Raw genomic sequence first — 14,286 nt, forward strand, 5'->3', positions numbered from 1 at the left:
CTGTTCTTATTTTGTGATTTGATTAAACAGTGGATAACCCAGACCTAAAAGCTTGACGTATAAGCTTGGCGATGCGCGTTTCATCCACCAAAACAATTTGGCATCAGGTTGTGGAATGGTATAAAGCTTGCCTGCATCTAAACGATTCAAGGTTTTTCTGACCACAGCATCACTGGTGGTAAACGCATGGTTCATCAGCAGTTTGTCAGCCAGTCCAGAATAGCGACTCGGCAAACGCCCATTCTTCATAATATTGGTCGGCACCAAGGTTGGACACAGCACATTGACTGCAATGTTATAAGTATGAAGTTCTGAAGCTAGTGTTTCCGATAGTGCCAAAACACTAGACTTGGTCACGTTATACGCTGTCATCTCAGGGGCTGCAGTATAGCCCGCAGCCGATGCCACATTGATAATGGCACCAAAACCTTGCTGTTTAAATTTGGGTACAAAGTAGTGGCAACCATGGATTACCCCCCACAAGTTGACGTGCATACACCACTGCCAATCCTCTAGCGACACCTCATCAAACTTGCCACCCAACCCAACTCCTGCATTATTGATGAGCAAGGTAACAGGATGCCCCAAAAACTGTTCCGCTTGCTCCGCCAAAGTGTGTACAGATTCTTTTAATCCAACATCACAGTGCACCGCATAGGCTGACGAAGATGTCATCGACTGAATCAAATCTACCGTCTCCTGTGCCGAGCTTAAGTCAATATCTGCACAGATGACATCACCACCACGCTTGGCCAATTCCAGTGCAAAGCTACGACCAATACCACTGCCTGCACCCGTTACAACCGCATAAGCTTTTTGACTTGGTTTATTTTTTTTATTCAACAGTCCCATGTCATCGCCCCCTTCTATGATTTCAGTACTGGAGTAAATTCTTTGGTGAAATAGGGGGTTAACATTCCTGTTTCTGGATGTAGTAAACGCTCTTTGTAATAATCTAAAAATGCAGAGGTATCATAATCATTCGGATGAAAGCTCGGACGTAAATAGTCAAAAATATGCATCCAACTACTGCCATAAACACCTCTTTTCAGCCCAAACAAGAGACTGAAACTCCGCGGCACATCCTTCCAATAACTGAGACTCAGCAAATTAGACGGTTTGCGATAAAACGGGACAAAAACTGATGCCACAGAAATCAGCAGTAAAATAGTGATCAGCGCTGGAAAAAAGCCTGCAATACGCAAAGCATAGTTATTGGAAAGCGATTGAAACACATCATACGCAATGTCTTTGTGCTCAGATTCCTCTAACATGTGCCACATCCAAATCGCCCGTTGTTTTTCATCTTGAGAATCGAAGAAAATCTCTTCATGATTCATCATGTATTCGGACAGCACTGCGGTAAAATGTTCAATGCCCGCCATCAAAGACAATTTCATCGGTTGTGGTAAACGGTTAAAACCGTAGTCAAAAACGATTTCGGCTAAATAACGAAAAATGCCAACCGGCAAATCCACCTGTTTGAAAGTATCGTTCAATTCTTCATGTAACTTTGAATGCAGTGCCTCCTGACCAATCAAAGACGTCACACGTTGTTTTAATACAGAGTCTGTGAGGAAATCGCGGTGATAACGGGCGGTATCAATCACCAAGTCTTCACCATAGGTCAGAAAGATCGAGAGTGATGCAAAGTAAGCACTCGCCAACTCGGCATTTAAGTAGAATTTGGGATCAATTTTCTCCGCTTCAAAGTCAAATTTCATATGCCGAATCGGAATAATCGCAGACTGTTTTTCAGCATCGAATACTGGTCCCGCAAAAAATCGGCTGGCTTTACCTTTTAATGGAAGAGCGATACGCATAGGACATTCCTTCTTATTTTTAGCTCGTTTTCAGGCTCAATCTCACGATTTTTTACCTGTGCTTTGCATTCAAAATAAGAGTCCACTTCCCCTATGCCACTGGCATTTTTCTTCAAATAATTTGCAATTTATGACTTTAAAATCTGTTGTCTAACAATCACTCTGCAGATTTATCTATCGGGGTCAAAACGAGGCTTTGTGTGCCACAAAAGGAATACACTGCTCATAGGCCGAGCACTCTTCACCATAGTGTTTTTTAAGAAAATAGTCTTGCACCATTTGCGCCTGTTGTTCGATGCCATAGCTTAAAAACTGCTTCCCTTGTTTTAATGCATAACGATATTGACGGTTAAAAAGCGCCTTACGGACTACAGCGAGTCCCTGCTGAATTTGCCAAACATGTGTCAGCTCATGAATCAACCAAGCTTGTTGATGAATCGGTTGGTCGGCAAAGTTTTCGCACCAGTCTTTGATATTAAAATAGACATGTCCATTCGGGCTAATCGCATAATGCGGCAGCACTGCTCGATGTGCGATAATTCGAACCGAATCCATGTTCAGACTGTTCCCGAAAATACTGCTGGCGAGCTTTTTTTCAGCTTCAGTCAGAGGACGGTTTTTAAGTTCAAACTTTTGCTGTATTTTTTGTAAAAGCGGTTGAAACCACACAATCACACTCCATAAAGACATTAGAATAATTTGTTCTTTTTAAGGACATTTACGGATTTTTTTTAGAATATCCCTTAAAAAAAATCGCATTTCGTATATAGTATTCGCACTTATTATTGATTAATACTTCTATTTGTTTTTCGTCAATTGCACTACGTTGAACTTATAGCTATAACAAACTCAATCGTCGTGTATATATCCCTATAGGTATAGGATTTAGTTGGAAATGAAAAGTTTTAAAATTGCACTTGCACAGTTCTCTCCGCACATTGGCAACCTCGAAGCAAATGCCCTGAAAATGGTGGAACAAGCCAATGAAGCAAAAAAACAAAATGCTGATTTAATTATTTTTCCAGAACTTTCGAGCATTGGTTACCCAGCAGAGGATTTACTTCTACGTCCAAGCCTAACCAAACGCACGCAACAAGTTTTTGAACAACTTAAAACAGTAAAAGACATTGTGATGGTCTTTGGTTTTGTCAATCAAACTGAAGACGGTCAACGCTATAACGCAGCTGCGGTCATGAAAGATGGACAGGTTTTGGGTGTGTATAACAAACAAAACTTGCCAAATTACAGCGTGTTTGATGAAAAGCGTTACTTCACTGAAGGACATCAACACCTTGTTTTTGAATATCTTGAACATAAGTTTGGTGTGTTGATTTGTGAAGATGTTTGGTCACTTTCAACCGTACAACAACTGGCACAACTGAATGTTGAAACGGCTTTGATTTTAAATGCTTCACCATACGAAGTAGGTAAACCTCAGCATCGCATTGAAACCATGTCTGCCCTTGCGAAACAAATGAACCTCAACTTGGTTTATGTGAACCAAGTCGGTGGTCAAGATGACCTGATCTTTGATGGTACAAGCTTTGTAATCGCTAAAGATGGTTCTATTACACTTCAAGCAGAAAGCTTTAAAGAAGCCCTATATTTCGCGGAATATGAAGCAGAACAACAAGCCTTTAAGGTCAATGCGCTACCGCCTGCTCTAGACACTATGGCCGAGATTTACCAAAGCTTAGTGATGGCGACCCGTGACTATGTACAGCGCTCAGGTTTCCCTGGAGTGATTCTTGGTTTATCAGGCGGGATCGACTCAGCTCTGACTCTTGCCATTGCTGCCGATGCAATTGGTGCAGACAAAGTCCAAGCCGTAATGATGCCATATACCTATACCGCTCAAATCAGTGTAGAAGATGCGGCTGAACAAGCAAAAAGTATGGGGGTAACTTTCGGGATTGCTGAAATCAACCCGATTGTGAACAGCTTTATGCAAACACTTTATCCGTTCTTTGGCAACAGCCCTGCGGATGCAACTGAAGAAAACTTGCAAGCACGTGCCCGCGGTACACTGCTGATGGGTTTATCAAACAAATTTGGTAATTTAGTGCTATCTACAGGCAACAAATCAGAATTGGCTGTGGGCTACTGCACGCTCTATGGCGACATGGTGGGTGGTTTTGCCGTATTGAAAGATGTGTATAAAACCATTGTGTTTGAACTTGCAAAATACCGTAACAGCATTTCCGACAAGCCTGTGATTCCTGAGCGTGTGATTACTCGTCCACCTTCAGCAGAGCTACGTCCAGATCAAAAAGATCAAGACTCTTTACCACCGTATGATGTACTGGATGCCATTTTGTATGCATATATCGAAGAAGATATGAGCCAAGATGACATCATTGCCAAAGGCTTTGATGCTGAAGTGGTTGCAAAAGTAATTCGTTTGGTCGATTTCAATGAATACAAACGCCGCCAAGGTGCAATTGGGCCACGTATCAGCTCACGTGCATTTAGTCGTGAACGTCGCTACCCAATCGTAAATGGATGGAAAGCTGGCGTATAAGCTATCTCCCAATCAAAACAGCCCAAACAAATGTTTGGGCTATTTTTCATTTAAAAAATAAAAATATATTTTTCACACACAAAAAAAGAGACCAAGCTGAGAGCTTGGTCTATAAAAATGGTGGCTATGACGAGACTTGAACTTGTGACCCCCGCATTATGAGTGCGGTGCTCTAACCAACTGAGCTACATAGCCGTAAACTGTGCGCGCATTATGCAAAGTTCAAAGACAAGCGTCAACCCTTTTTACACACAAATGGTTATTCCATAAACAAATACACTTTAAACTAGCAATTTTTCAGCAAACCACTCTTTTTAAACTTATTTTTATGCTGCAAGCTGTATTTAACTTAAACATATTTACGAGAAAGATAATGAAAAAAGACTTTAGTCTTTTCATCATCCTGAGCACTGTAGCATTGAGCAGTTGTCAGCTGATTTCCCCCATGATCACCAACTATAACGGTGTACGGCGTGATGTAGCGGCCTATATCAACTCAAATCTACTCTTTAGCCTAAAAGACCGAGAGATACTGGTCAACTATGCCAAAGGACAACAACAAATACTAACCGCAGATCGCTTAAGTCCAACAGCACAGCAAAACTTAGCTTTAGAAAGAGCCGAAGGACGCTACTGTGCAAGTCAGCACATCTCTTTAAAAAAACTCAATTTAGTCGATCATCAAATTTTTGCATTGCCCGAACATCAAGCCAACTGGCAACACATTCACAACTTACAGATGCAGATCAATTTAACGCCTGAAAACATGAACTGCGAGGGAAAATTTTAGAAGATAAAATATATCAGTAGTCACAGCTTTGCTTTAAATATCGAAATAACAGTACAACAAACCACAAAGCCACTTCAGAAATAACCAGTCAATAAAAACAGTTTTACAGCCTTTATTTCCCACAAAAAAAAAGATCATGCTGAGAGCATGATCTATAAAAATGGTGGCTATGACGAGACTTGAACTTGTGACCCCCGCATTATGAGTGCGGTGCTCTAACCAACTGAGCTACATAGCCGTAAACTGTGCGCGCATTATGTGGTGTTCTCACCAGTACGTCAAGTACCTTGCGCGCTTAATTGATCAAAATTTGTTGAAGTGAGCCGATAAGCCGGGTTCTGTCGAGAACGATCATTCCTCTAGGCGTACAATCACTCATACGCTCAAGCGACCTACCCGGATCCAGCATGGGCCATGCCTAAAGGATCCCTATTTGGTCTTGCTTCCGGTGGGGTTTACCATGCCATGAACTGTTACCAGCCATGCGGTGCGCTCTTACCGCACCCTTTCACCCTTACCTCCGATTTCGATTGCTCGAAACCATAATGAAGGCGGTCTACTCTCTGCTGCACTTTCCGTCGGCTCACGCCGCCCAGGCGTTACCTGGCACCTTGCCCTATGAAGCCCGGACTTTCCTCCCCTGCTTCAATCACGGAGATCTCCACAGCAGCGATCGTCTGGCTCACTTCGAGGCGCATAGTATCAAATCTTAGACTTAATTGCTTGCGCTTTTTTGAGCAATCAGCCTTTTATATTTGTCCATGAGCTCATCTTCAGTTTCCGCATGATTAGGATCAAGCGGAATACAATCCACTGGACAGAACAATTGACACTGGGGTTTATCATAGTGTCCGATACACTCTGTACATAAGTCTGGATTGATTTCATAAATCAGCTCCCCCATGAAGATGGCTTCATTGGGGCACACAGGTTCACAAACATCACAATTGATGCATTCATCGGTTATATATAAAGACACTCTACCAACCTTGTTGATGTTTACGCTCAAAAGCTGCAACCACAGCTTGCGGTACAAACTTGGTCACATCACCTTTTAAACGTGCTATTTCACGAATCAACGTCGATGAAATAAATGAATACTGCTCTGACGGCGTTAAAAACACCGCCTCAAAGTGTGAATCAAGTTGACGGTTCATATTAGCTAACTGGAACTCGTATTCAAAGTCAGACACTGCACGCAATCCTCGCAGCACAGCCGTTGCCTTTTGTTCACGGAAGAAATTCACCAACAAACCATCAAAACCTACAAACTCAACATTATCAAGATGGCTTAATGATGCTTTAGCCAAGCTCACACGCTCTTCTAAACTAAAGACAGGGTTTTTATGATGACCAATGGCAATGGCAACCACCACTTCATCAAACATACGTGATGCACGTGTGACCAAATCAATATGACCATTGGTAATTGGATCAAAAGTCCCCGGATAAATGACGCGAGTTTTAGACATCCATTTTTACTCTGTTGATTTTGTAGAGCCATATTTTAGCAAAAACTTGTTTTATAGGTGAAGAAACTCCATAAATTTGAAAAAACTTCACCTTAACCCTGCTTTAAGGCACAATAGGTACATTGTTGGAAGTAATTGATTATGGCGAAAGCAACTGTAGTTAAAAAAAATACCAGCGGGACGATTGCACAGAATAAACGTGCACGTCACGACTATTTTATTGAAGAAAAATTTGAAGCTGGCCTGTCACTGCAAGGCTGGGAAGTAAAATCGTTACGTGCAGGTCGTATGACGTTGTCTGAGAGTTATATTACCTTTAAAAATGGCGAAGCTTTCCTGTTCGGTGCTCAAATTCAGCCTTTACTCAGTGCATCTACGCACATTGTTCCTGAAGCGACCCGTACCCGTAAGTTACTGTTGAACCGTCGTGAACTCGATAAGTTACTCGGCGCAGTGAATCAAAAAGGTTATTCATGCGTTCCGCTTGTTGCTTATTGGAAAGGGCCACGTGCGAAATTAGAAATCGCTTTAGTGAAAGGCAAACAGCTACATGACAAACGTGCCACGGAAAAAGATCGTGACTGGCAACGCGATAAAGCCCGTATTATGCATAAGTAAGAAAAAACCTCCCATGTGGAGGTTTTTTCTTATTGGAACTGTTAATAATCCGCTTTTAGCTCGACCAAATATTTTCCGAACTTTCGAGCAGTTTCCAAGTCGCCTTCGGGTGGGGTTATTTCAACACTGGCATTGTCTGACTGAGTCATCAAACCTAAAAAGCTCGACATCCGATTAATATCGTGTTGGCTACGTCCCGTCGGCATAAACGGTAAACCTGCCCACAACATACCATGTTGCATTGCAAATAGATTAATCTGTTGTAATACCGCCAGTTTATCGCCACTTAAGCCACCACCATTGGTAAAGCCTGCAGCTAATTTTCCTTGCCAAGCCCGTGCTAACCAACGCTTAGAGGAATCTTCCATAAACTGTTTTAGTGCCGCTGTGAGACTCCCCATATAGGTTGGGCAACCCATTACAATAATATCGGCCTGATCTAACAAGTCCCATTGTACTGCAGCAACAGAAATCAAATGCACGTCAGCACCCGCCTGCTCTGCACCTTGTGCAATATACTGAGCGACTTTCGCCGTATGACCATAGGCGCTATGATAAACCACACACACATGAACAGGTGCAACAGAAACAAGATCAGGTACAGACATGGAAATTTTTAAGAGCAAAGAATTGAGTTAAGTTTAACACTTCCACTCGCTGAGTGGGGAGTAAGTACAAGGATTAAAACAGCCAAGCACTTGATCACACGCCAAAACTATTGCATAAACACAAAAGTCGCCATACGCCCAGTTTTGGCATGACGTCGATAAGAATAGTACTCATCCGACTGGCTAAAGGAACACTGATCACCGCCAGAGACTACTTCAACACCGTGCTGTTTTAGAATGAATTTTGCGATTGCATATAAGTCAGCATAATACTTTCCAGCTTGCTCACCTGTTTGAAATGCAGATTCAAGCGCAGCATATTTTGAGCAAAAAGCATCTTTAACTTCAGCGCCAATTTCAAAACATGATTGGCTAATAGCTGCACCCAACCAAGCCCATGTCGGCTGAGTGTTCATACTGGCAATGGTATTTTCAATAATGCCATGCGCCAACCCACGCCAACCTGCATGTAAGTTCCCAACCTCGGTACCGTCAGCATTGCCTAAAACTACGGGTAAACAATCTGCAGTCATCATCATCAGGGCATGGTTTGCTCGCTGTGTCACCAAACCATCCCCTTCTTGAGCATCAAAGTCAATTTGCTCATTCACTACCCGGCATATAGTGCTGTGAGTTTGCGTCATCCATGTGATTTTATCGACCCCATAGCCTGCAAACTCTTCAAGCAAAATCATACGATGCTGTTGCACACGTGCGGCATCATCCTGTACATGCAAAGCCAAATTAAAACCTTGCAATTCAGTTTGAGTGGTCTCTAAAGCACGATCATGATGCACACGGGTTTGTCCCACAAAAACACCTGCCGGAAGTCCTTGAACAAATTGCATATACTGTCCTTATGATGATTCAGCTATAAATCAGTAAGCTTTATTTTCCGTGCGTAGTACATCGACCAAGGTCGCCAAGTCTGCTGGCCACGGCGCTTTAAACAGCATTTCTTCCCCTGTACGAGGATGTTTCAAACCGAGCTCTGCTGCATGTAACGCTTGGCGTCTGAAACCACGTAAAGTCTCATCTAAAAGCTCCGATGCACCTGCAGGCACACGTACACGTGGCATATACACAGGATCACCAACTAAACCAAAACCAATATAACTAAAATGCACACGAATTTGATGCGTACGTCCAGTTTCAAGACGAGCTTGGATGCGGGTGAAATGTTGGAAGCGTTCTTTCACGTTGTAATGTGTTACAGCATCTTTACCGCCTGGCAATACCGCCATTTTGACACGATCTACAGGGTGACGTTTAATCGGTTCATCCACCGTACCGCCCGCAATTACATTGCCATATACAATTAAGTCATATACGCGATAGACCGACTTTTTAGCCAACTGCTTGCTCAGTGAAAATTGTGCTTCTAAGTTTTTTGCAACGACCAACAAACCAGACGTATCTTTATCAATCCGATGTACTAAGCCCGCACGAGTCAGTTCTGACGATTTTGGATAATGATGTAACAATGCATTAACCAAGGTTCCTGATGAGTTGCCCGCACCTGGATGCACCACCATACCAACGGGTTTATTGACGACAATAATGTCATCATCTTCATAGACGATATCCAGTGGAATATCTTCAGGCAGGCTACGAGTTTGTGCTTCTAGTTCAACTTCAAGGGTTAACAGTTCAAATCCTTCACATTTATATTTAGGTTTGACACTGTTACCATTTACCAACAAATGGCCTTCTTTCAGCCACTGTTTGAGCTTTTCACGCGAAAAGTCGCTCCAAATCAGTGCTGCAACTTGGTCTATACGCTGTCCTAGATAAGATTCATCCAGTTGAAATTGCAACGATAAACGTGTTGCAGTAGAGCTTGAAGTATGGTTATCTGCATCCTCAGAATCTTCAAGTAAATTGAAATCAGTTTCAGGGAAATTTGGATCGGAAGATTGTGCTTGAGTCATTTGATCATTCAAACAAAAGTGATTTAATAGTGCAATTGTAGCTCATTGCCCGCATTAACAGAGGAATTTTTATGTCGCTACCACATTATAAAATGACAATGCTTGCTCTTACGGTTGGCATTGCATCGGCAATGGTAGGCTGTAGCAGCAATCCCAAGAAAGAAGTGGTAGATACCGGTCCACAATCGAGTGAACAGGTTTATATTCAAAAAGCAGAAACAGCACTAAAAAGTGGTCAATATACCGACGCTGCGAAACACCTTGAAGCCATAGATACATACTATCCAACAGGCGAATACGCACAACAAGCACAACTTGAATTGCTCTATGTGAAATTCCAGCAGAAAGATTATGAAGGCACCATTGCACTGGCTGACCGTTTTATTCGTTTAAACCCTCAACATCCAAACGTGGACTATGCCTACTATGTACGTGGTGTAGCCAATATGGAGCAAAACTATGATGGTTTACTACGCTATACCTCTTTAAAGCAGTCACACCGTGACGTGAGTTATTTGAAAGTTGCTTATCAAAACTTTGTAGATTTCATTCGTCGCTATCCTTCAAGCACTTATGCGGTAGATGCAGCTCAGCGTATGAAGTTTATCAGCAATGAGTTGGCTGAAAGTGAAATGAATGCAGCACGCTTTAATATCAAACGTAAAGCATGGGTTGCAGCATTAGAGCGTTCGCAATGGGTGATTGAACATTATCCTCAAAGCCCGCAAATACCTGAAGCTTTAGCGACAGTGGCATACTCTTATACGCAATTGGGCGATAAACAAACCGCTCAACAGTACATTGATGTACTCAAACTGAATTATCCAAATTTAGTAAAATCAAATGGTGAAGTAAACTTACGCGCAGCACGTAAAGAAGCAAGTTGGATCAACCGTGCAACTCTAGGTGTGTTTGGTCGTGAAGAGCAAAATAGTTCTGAGCAAAAAATTGAACAACCGAAAGAAATGACTGAGCGCAGTTTTACCAACCGCATCAGCTTCGGTTTACTCGACCGTCCTAAAACACCAGACAACGCAAGCACTGGAGCTGAATAATTCATTTGAAATATTCGCTATTTTACAAAGGGCAAGTTATCATACTTGCCCTTTTGTTTTATGCTGTTTTCGCTTGATCAAAACGCTCAAAAGGTATACAAAACAATTTAACTTTGATGGTTTTTTGCATTTTTAAAGCATCCATCTCTCTATTTTTTTCACGTTTCTAAAGACTTCAGCGATTGACGACTCGACATGGCTATTCCTCAACATACTATTGATCAAATTCTAGATCGGACCGACATTGTCGACCTGATTGGTCAACGGGTGAAACTTAAAAAGTCAGGTCGTACCTATTCAGGTTGTTGTCCATTCCATCAGGAAAAATCACCATCTTTTCACGTTTACCGTGACAAACAGTATTTTCACTGTTTTGGTTGTCAGGCCAATGGAAATGCCATTCGTTTTTTAATGGACATCGACAGTCGTAGTTTTATAGATGTGATGAAGGATTTGTCGAGTCAAACAGGCATCGAACTGCCTAAAGACAATCGTGACTCGAAAAAACTGGTATATAAACGCGAAGCCAAACCGGTCGAACAACCCAAAGTAGAAGCGACGGAAGCTAAGCTTGAACGTACTCCTGCACAAGCCGAATTTCAGGTTGAACATGATCCATTTGCTGAATTTCAGTCCATGGACTACCAAGAGAGCTATGCAGATTTTGAAGCTTTTGAGGGCTTTAACACCGCCCCTGTTCAAGAAGGTAATTTATACGACCTATTAGAAAATATTGCACAGTACTATGAACAACAACTCCCACATAGTCGTACAGCACAGCAGTATTTTAAACAACGTGGACTCAGTCGAGATACTATTGCATATTGGCGTTTAGGCTATGCACCTGAAGACTGGCAACACTTAGAAAAAGCCTTCCCGCAAGATATCGAAGGCTTAAAGCTACTCGGATTGATTCGTACTAGTGACAGTGGACGGGACTTTGACTTACTCCGTGACCGCGTCATCTTCCCAATTCGTGATGCCAAAGGCCGCGTGGTGGGTTTCGGTGGTCGTGCCCTGAATGACGAAATCAAACCCAAATACATCAACTCACCAGACTCTGAGGTATTTCATAAAAACCAGTTACTTTATGGTTTATATGAAGGTCGCAAACAAAAGGCTCAAGACTGGCTAATGGTCGAAGGCTATATGGATGTGATTGCGCTACAGCAGTATGGCATCGCAGGTGCCGTGGCGACTTTAGGGACTGCCAGTAACACCGAACATTTAAATATTCTGTTTAAGCAAAACAACCGTATTACCATCGCCTTCGATGGTGACTTGGCAGGACAAAAAGCAGCACGTCGTACTTTAGAAATCGCGTTGCCTTTACTCAATGATGGTCGTGAACTGAAGTTTTTTGTTTTACCGAGTGATCATGATCCTGATTCATTGATTCGTCGTGAAGGTATTGAAAAATTTAATAAACTATTGCAACAAGCTCCTCTACTTTCAGACTTTGTTTTTGCCCACCTGACGCAGAACCATGACATCAGTAGTCCTGAAGGCAAAAGTCAGGTTATGAGTGAGTTGCGTCAACTGACGGACTTATTGCCGAAAACGGGCTCTTTCCGTTATTTGCTGAATCAATCCTTCAAAGAAAAACTCGGTTTTGGTCGCCGCTGGACACCTCAAGTTAGCAATGATGCCTCGTTGTCTTTTAATATTCGCACCAAAGATGAAGACTTCGCGCTCGCCGTTCTGATCCACCATCCATTTTTGTATATTCACTTTGAAACTTTGCGCGCTTATCTACCTGAAGATGAACTTTTGGCACATGTGCTACAAGTCTTAGATGGTATCTTTGATGATTTGCCCGATGACCAAGAACTGGCAACCTATTATGTTTTGGGTGCGTGTAGCCGTTATGCGAATGCAATTGCCGATATTATGCAGCGCACCAACATTGAAGAACTAACCAAAACACCAGAACTGGCGGATAAACTGGCTAGTGAATATGCCCTGTCGCTTGAAGAAAAATATTTAAAACTTAAACTTAAAGCCCCAAATTCATTAATTGAGACACGAAATTTAAAACATAAACTCTTTGAACTGACCAAAAAAATAGGCTTGAGACTGATTACTTAAACCTATTAGATTTTTGTATTTGGATTTACTTTTTAGTTTTACGTCGTTTAGCAAAAGTCTCATTTAAACAATTTTGCATATGTTCAAAATAACTTGGATCTTCAGCTTTAGCTGCTTCACGTAGCATAATCGAGGTTGGATGCAGTAATTTCTGTGTCAGACGATGTGCAAAATCCTGCATCACCTGTTCTGCTTGTTCCCCTTTTGCAATACGAGCTAATGCGAGTTGTAATTCTTCTAGTCTTAGCTGTTCACCTTGCTCGCGATAGGCATGAATGGTTTCGCCTGCTAGATTGACTTTTTGCTGTGTCACCAACTCCGTTGCCAGTTGATTCACCATCACCTCAGCTTCAACCGCCGCCTGACGACGCTGAGCAAGGTTTTCATCAATCACCGATTGCAAGTCATCCACGCCATATAAATAGACGCCATCCAAACTTTCAACTTTCGGGTCTATATCACGCGGAACAGCCAAATCCACCATTAACATTTGTTGATAACGACGCTTTTTTAAGGCCGCCTTCACATCTGGATAATGAATGACTTGATGCAAGCTTCCCGTACAACTAGAAATGACATCTGCGCGTGAAAGATTGTTCGCCAGTTGATCAAACTCAATAATTTCAACATCTACCCGATGTGCAATTTCCTGAGCCAAACTTTCAGCCCGCTCACGGGTACGGTTACAAATCAGGATTTTTGCGACTCCCATTTCAGCCAAATGCTTTGCCACCAAACTATTCATTTCACCCGCAGCAACCACCATGACCGTCAACTTTTCAGGTTTACTAAAAACTTGCAAAGCAAGCTGAGCAACAGCATAACCCATGGATACAGCATGACTGCCAACGGCTGTTTCCGAGCGTACACGCTTCGCTGCATAAAAAGCATATTCAAAAATTCGGTTTAAGTGAGGGGAAACTGTATGTGCCGATTTAGCGAGCGACAGTGCAGATTTAACCTGTCCCAAAATTTGCGGTTCACCAAGCATAAGTGAGTCTAAACCGCTTGCAACACGCATTAAGTGTGTCACGGCCTGCGCATTTTCATAACGATATACATGATTCAACAGTTGTTTAACATCTATACCATTTGCTTGGGCGAGCCAGTTTAATACCATATCTGAGTTTTCAGACATAGCATACACTTCTGTTCTGTTACACGTAGACACCACCACCATTTCATTTAAGTCATGGTTTTGGCCTTGTTGCTCAAGCAGTTGCGTTAACTTTTCAGGGTTAAATGCAATTTGTTCACGCAACTCTACGGAGGCGGTTTGATGGTTGACACCCAATGCAAAGAAAGACATATCAGATCATCATTTCGCTAAATTTATGCTATTGTGCAATAACGGTGTCATAAAAAGCATACTTGGATCAA

14 protein-coding genes, 2 tRNA genes and 1 other RNA gene are annotated in these 14,286 nt (G+C 42.3%); 5 read left to right on the forward strand and 12 right to left on the reverse strand.

All coding sequences use genetic code 11. From position 1 onward, the window contains the following. Positions 1-6: 6 nt before the first annotated feature. The 3 genes from B9T36_RS03050 to B9T36_RS03060 all read right to left on the reverse strand — a co-directional run bounded on the left by B9T36_RS03050 (position 7) and on the right by B9T36_RS03060 (position 2,513). Positions 7-852, reverse strand: a complete 846-nt coding sequence (locus B9T36_RS03050; protein WP_086208086.1) for an SDR family NAD(P)-dependent oxidoreductase — start codon at positions 850-852, stop codon at positions 7-9. Between the two features lie 14 nt (positions 853-866). Beyond that, on the reverse strand, positions 867-1,823 hold the full coding sequence (locus tag B9T36_RS03055) for a metal-dependent hydrolase (RefSeq protein WP_086208087.1): 957 nt from the start codon (positions 1,821-1,823) through the stop codon (positions 867-869). 183 nt (positions 1,824-2,006) lie between these two features. Next, positions 2,007-2,513, reverse strand: a complete 507-nt coding sequence (locus tag B9T36_RS03060; RefSeq protein WP_086208088.1) for a type IV secretion protein Rhs — start codon at positions 2,511-2,513, stop codon at positions 2,007-2,009. A gap of 205 nt (positions 2,514-2,718) precedes the next feature. Between B9T36_RS03060 and B9T36_RS03065 the strand changes: the two genes are divergently transcribed. Beyond that, complete coding sequence (locus tag B9T36_RS03065) at positions 2,719-4,344, forward strand: NAD+ synthase (RefSeq protein ID WP_086208089.1); 1,626 nt, start codon at positions 2,719-2,721, stop codon at positions 4,342-4,344. Between the two features lie 118 nt (positions 4,345-4,462). Here the strand turns inward: B9T36_RS03065 and B9T36_RS03070 are convergent. Further along, a tRNA-Met gene (locus B9T36_RS03070) sits at positions 4,463-4,539 on the reverse strand. A 178-nt stretch (positions 4,540-4,717) separates the two neighbouring features. Between B9T36_RS03070 and B9T36_RS03075 the strand changes: the two genes are divergently transcribed. Further along, positions 4,718-5,134 (forward strand): hypothetical protein, encoded by a 417-nt coding sequence (locus tag B9T36_RS03075; protein ID WP_086208090.1) that lies wholly within the window; start codon positions 4,718-4,720, stop codon positions 5,132-5,134. Positions 5,135-5,295: 161 nt separating this feature from the next. Here the strand turns inward: B9T36_RS03075 and B9T36_RS03080 are convergent. The 4 genes from B9T36_RS03080 to coaD all read right to left on the reverse strand — a co-directional run bounded on the left by B9T36_RS03080 (position 5,296) and on the right by coaD (position 6,606). Beyond that, positions 5,296-5,372 (reverse strand) — tRNA-Met (locus B9T36_RS03080). Positions 5,373-5,445: 73 nt separating this feature from the next. Then, positions 5,446-5,823, reverse strand: an RNA gene (gene rnpB / locus B9T36_RS03085) — RNase P RNA component class A. Between the two features lie 26 nt (positions 5,824-5,849). Beyond that, positions 5,850-6,113: a YfhL family 4Fe-4S dicluster ferredoxin gene (locus B9T36_RS03090; RefSeq protein ID WP_086208091.1), complete on the reverse strand. Its 264-nt coding sequence runs from the start codon at positions 6,111-6,113 to the stop codon at positions 5,850-5,852. A 1-nt stretch (position 6,114) separates the two neighbouring features. Continuing rightward, positions 6,115-6,606, reverse strand: a complete 492-nt coding sequence (coaD, locus tag B9T36_RS03095; RefSeq protein ID WP_058870092.1) for a pantetheine-phosphate adenylyltransferase — start codon at positions 6,604-6,606, stop codon at positions 6,115-6,117. A 141-nt stretch (positions 6,607-6,747) separates the two neighbouring features. On the opposite strand from coaD, the gene smpB reads away from it, so the two are divergent. After that, positions 6,748-7,224 (forward strand): SsrA-binding protein SmpB, encoded by a 477-nt coding sequence (smpB, locus tag B9T36_RS03100; protein ID WP_004695532.1) that lies wholly within the window; start codon positions 6,748-6,750, stop codon positions 7,222-7,224. Between the two features lie 41 nt (positions 7,225-7,265). On the opposite strand, the gene B9T36_RS03105 is transcribed toward smpB, so the two are convergent. From B9T36_RS03105 to rluD, 3 genes are all read right to left on the reverse strand, one after another. Beyond that, entirely contained in the window at positions 7,266-7,832 is a 567-nt protein-coding gene (locus tag B9T36_RS03105; protein WP_058870093.1) for a flavodoxin family protein, read from the reverse strand. Positions 7,833-7,939: 107 nt separating this feature from the next. After that, positions 7,940-8,680 (reverse strand): peptidoglycan editing factor PgeF, encoded by a 741-nt coding sequence (pgeF, locus tag B9T36_RS03110; protein ID WP_086208092.1) that lies wholly within the window; start codon positions 8,678-8,680, stop codon positions 7,940-7,942. Positions 8,681-8,710: 30 nt separating this feature from the next. Next, positions 8,711-9,763, reverse strand: a complete 1,053-nt coding sequence (gene rluD, locus B9T36_RS03115) for a 23S rRNA pseudouridine(1911/1915/1917) synthase RluD (RefSeq protein WP_086208093.1) — start codon at positions 9,761-9,763, stop codon at positions 8,711-8,713. Between the two features lie 71 nt (positions 9,764-9,834). Here rluD and B9T36_RS03120 point away from each other — a divergent pair, with 71 nt between their 5' ends. Both B9T36_RS03120 and B9T36_RS03125 read left to right on the forward strand, forming a co-directional pair. Then, complete coding sequence (locus tag B9T36_RS03120) at positions 9,835-10,818, forward strand: outer membrane protein assembly factor BamD (protein ID WP_086208094.1); 984 nt, start codon at positions 9,835-9,837, stop codon at positions 10,816-10,818. Positions 10,819-11,013: 195 nt separating this feature from the next. Continuing rightward, positions 11,014-12,906 (forward strand): DNA primase, encoded by a 1,893-nt coding sequence (locus B9T36_RS03125; protein WP_086208095.1) that lies wholly within the window; start codon positions 11,014-11,016, stop codon positions 12,904-12,906. 25 nt (positions 12,907-12,931) lie between these two features. Here the strand turns inward: B9T36_RS03125 and hemA are convergent, their stop codons facing one another. Continuing rightward, positions 12,932-14,215, reverse strand: coding sequence for a glutamyl-tRNA reductase (gene hemA, locus B9T36_RS03130; RefSeq protein WP_086208096.1), 1,284 nt, complete (start codon positions 14,213-14,215; stop codon positions 12,932-12,934). Positions 14,216-14,286: the final 71 nt, after the last annotated feature.

This window comes from Acinetobacter sp. ANC 4204 (assembly GCF_002135205.1).
Taxonomy (GTDB): Bacteria; Pseudomonadota; Gammaproteobacteria; order Pseudomonadales; family Moraxellaceae; genus Acinetobacter.

Coding starts and splice junctions, on each gene's coding strand:
- rluD (WP_086208093.1), bottom strand. CDS start 9,763: ATGACTCAAGCACAATCTTCCGATCCAAATTTCCCTGAAACTGATTTC.
- B9T36_RS03050 (WP_086208086.1), bottom strand. CDS start 852: ATGGGACTGTTGAATAAAAAAAATAAACCAAGTCAAAAAGCTTATGCG.
- B9T36_RS03060 (WP_086208088.1), bottom strand. CDS start 2,513: ATGTCTTTATGGAGTGTGATTGTGTGGTTTCAACCGCTTTTACAAAAA.
- B9T36_RS03125 (WP_086208095.1), top strand. CDS start 11,014: ATGGCTATTCCTCAACATACTATTGATCAAATTCTAGATCGGACCGAC.
- smpB (WP_004695532.1), top strand. CDS start 6,748: ATGGCGAAAGCAACTGTAGTTAAAAAAAATACCAGCGGGACGATTGCA.
- B9T36_RS03120 (WP_086208094.1), top strand. CDS start 9,835: ATGTCGCTACCACATTATAAAATGACAATGCTTGCTCTTACGGTTGGC.
- B9T36_RS03105 (WP_058870093.1), bottom strand. CDS start 7,832: ATGTCTGTACCTGATCTTGTTTCTGTTGCACCTGTTCATGTGTGTGTG.
- B9T36_RS03055 (WP_086208087.1), bottom strand. CDS start 1,823: ATGCGTATCGCTCTTCCATTAAAAGGTAAAGCCAGCCGATTTTTTGCG.
- coaD (WP_058870092.1), bottom strand. CDS start 6,606: ATGTCTAAAACTCGCGTCATTTATCCGGGGACTTTTGATCCAATTACC.
- B9T36_RS03075 (WP_086208090.1), top strand. CDS start 4,718: ATGAAAAAAGACTTTAGTCTTTTCATCATCCTGAGCACTGTAGCATTG.
- pgeF (WP_086208092.1), bottom strand. CDS start 8,680: ATGCAATTTGTTCAAGGACTTCCGGCAGGTGTTTTTGTGGGACAAACC.
- hemA (WP_086208096.1), bottom strand. CDS start 14,215: ATGTCTTTCTTTGCATTGGGTGTCAACCATCAAACCGCCTCCGTAGAG.
- B9T36_RS03065 (WP_086208089.1), top strand. CDS start 2,719: ATGAAAAGTTTTAAAATTGCACTTGCACAGTTCTCTCCGCACATTGGC.